Source organism: candidate division KSB1 bacterium (genome assembly GCA_034505495.1).
GTDB lineage: Bacteria > Zhuqueibacterota > Zhuqueibacteria > Residuimicrobiales > Krinioviventaceae > Fontimicrobium_A.
This window is the reverse complement of the sequence record JAPDQV010000026.1, coordinates 48,631-50,991: the sequence shown is the minus strand read 5'-3', so window position 1 is coordinate 50,991 and position 2,361 is coordinate 48,631. Positions and strand designations below refer to the sequence as shown.

Genomic DNA, 2,361 nt, shown 5'->3' with positions numbered 1-2,361 from the left:
CGCTTTTTGCTGATTGCCGCCGGAAAGTGAAGAGACGGGGTCGAGCAGGTGATTGAAGCGCAGGTTGACCTGTTGCGCACACTCGACAGCCGCAGCCGTTTCTCGCCGCTCGTCGATGCGGCCGGCAAAACCGGTGAAGCGCGGCAGCGCCGAGTAGGTGATGTTGTCGCGGATCGGACGCTGCAGCGCCAAACCTTCTTCCTTGCGGTTTTCACTGAGAAGACTTATGCCCAAAGCCAACGCCTTTTGCGGCGAATGTTTGCCGAGATCGATCGTCCGGCCGTCGAGGGTCAAGGTGCCGGAAGCTTTGTCCAGGCCGAACAGACAGCGCAGGAGTTCGGTACGGCCGGAGCCGATCAATCCCGCGATGCCGAGAATTTCCCCCTCATGCAGCGTCAAATCGACGTTCCGTACTCTCGGCATGCGACTAACACCGCGTGCAGCAAGCAATTCTTTGCCGATGGAGTGGGGAAGACGCGGAAACATTTCCTCTTGAGTTCGACCGATCATGTACGAAACGATCTGAGGAATGGTGGTTTCCTCCATGATTCCGGCGGCAACCGTTCGACCGTCGCGCAGGACGGTATACTCATCGGCGATCTCTTGAATCTCTTCAAGAAAATGGCTGATGTAAATGACCGTAATCCCCCGGTTACGCAGACGCTTGATCACTTTGAAGAGATTTTGCGTGTCCTCAGCCGACAGCGAGCTGGTCGGCTCATCCATGACGATCAGCTTTGAGCGCAGCAAAAGGCAGCGGGCAATTTCCACGATCTGCTGTTTACCGACGCTCAACGTCATGACCGGCGCGTCAAGCTCGAGCTCTCCATGCCCGAGTTGACTCAGCGCTTTCCGCACATCCTCCCGAAGATGCTGCAAAATGCCGAATCGGTGCCTCTCGGCGCCCAAGGTTATGTTTTCTTCGACCGTCAGGTGCGGCGCCAAAGTCAGTTCCTGGTGAATCATGCCGATACCTGCGGCGCGCGCTTCTTTCGGATTGCGCGGCGCATACGGCCGACCGTCCAGCCTCATGGCGCCCGAGTCGGGCAACAGAGCGCCGCAGAGGATGTTCATGAGCGTACTTTTTCCGGCGCCGTTTTCACCGATCAGCGCATGCACGGTTCCGGGACGCACCGTCAAGTCGACGTTTTGCAGAGCGATTACTGCCCCGAACCGCCGACTGATGCCCCTCATTTCGAGCAGAGGATTCATCGGCCGGTCAGCCACTTGTCGATGTCGGGCGAGGTGACGGCTTTTACCGCCGGATCGTCGATGTTTTCGGCGGTTACGAACACCACAGGCGTCTCGACGCGTCGGGGAATCTCTTCTCCGCGCAAAACTTTGACCGCCGCTTCGACGCCTCGGTAACCGATGCCGAATGGGTCTTGTACCACCACGCCGCTGATTTCACGCGCTCGTATAGCCTCGGCAATGGGTTCCGTATAATCGAATCCCACCAATTTGACCTTACCCGCCTTGCCGGCCGTCTTGAGCGCCCGCAACATGCCGAAAGTCGTCGATTCGTTGGGACAAAAGATGCCGTCGACATCCGAGTACTTGTTGAGCAGATTCTGACCGGTTTTCAGCGCCAGCTCTATGGTGACTCCGGCGTATTGATCAGAAGAAAGAACCGTAATCTGCGGCGCATTTTCCCGCAACCAGGCTAAAAAGCCTTCTTCGCGTTCGTGGGTGCTGTTGCTGCCCTCATTAAAGCGCATGAGAATGACTTTGCCGCTGCCGCCGAGCATCTCGACGAGCTTTTGCGCCGCCAGAGCACCCCCGGCATAGTTGTTTGTGGCGATATAGCTGAGATAGCCTTCGCCCTTGAGGCCCGAATCGATGATGATCACCGGAATATTACGCTTTAGCGCCGCCTGCACCGGACGCACCAGAGCGTTCTCATCCAGCGGCGCCAAGACGATGGCGCTCACGCCGCGGCTGATGAAATTCTGCACAATGTTGATCTGCTGTTCTCGATCGCTTTCCTTTTGCGGCCCCTGCCAAATGACTTTGACGCCGAAATCCTGCGCCGCTTTTTCGCCGCCGGCATGCACCGCTTTCCAAAAAAGGATGTCTGTTCCTTTGGGAATCAAAGCGATTTCCGTCTGACGGCGGCCGGCGCAAAAACTTGTCAGCAGGGATAGGCTGAGTATGATGCTGAAAGAAAAAAGCTTTTTCATGGCACTCTCCCGAATAGCGCATCGAATGATAAGCGAAATTAAGAGATTGTAAAGGGAGATGCAAGAAAATTAAAGTCGGAAGAGAGTATTAATCGCCTAGATTTGAAAGTTTGCCGGCAGCAAAAGTCCGAACGACCTGCTCTGCGGTGCGGCTGATTAAGGCTGGCGCTTGGATCATGGC

2 protein-coding genes are annotated in these 2,361 nt (G+C 56.2%); both read right to left on the bottom strand.

What is annotated here, in order from left to right; translation table 11 throughout:
• Nucleotides 1-1,212, bottom strand: a 1,212-nt coding sequence (locus ONB24_10705) for a sugar ABC transporter ATP-binding protein (protein MDZ7316584.1), incomplete at its 3' end; no start/stop codon positions are given.
• Nucleotides 1,209-2,180 (bottom strand): substrate-binding domain-containing protein, encoded by a 972-nt coding sequence (locus tag ONB24_10700; GenBank protein ID MDZ7316583.1) that lies wholly within the window; start codon nucleotides 2,178-2,180, stop codon nucleotides 1,209-1,211. The genes ONB24_10700 and ONB24_10705, both read right to left, overlap by 4 nt.
• Between the last annotated feature and the right edge of the window lie 181 nt (nucleotides 2,181-2,361).

What these genes read in the sequence shown, in the direction of transcription:
- ONB24_10700 (MDZ7316583.1), bottom strand. Translation starts at nt 2,180, where the DNA reads ATGAAAAAGCTTTTTTCTTTCAGCATCATACTCAGCCTATCCCTGCTG.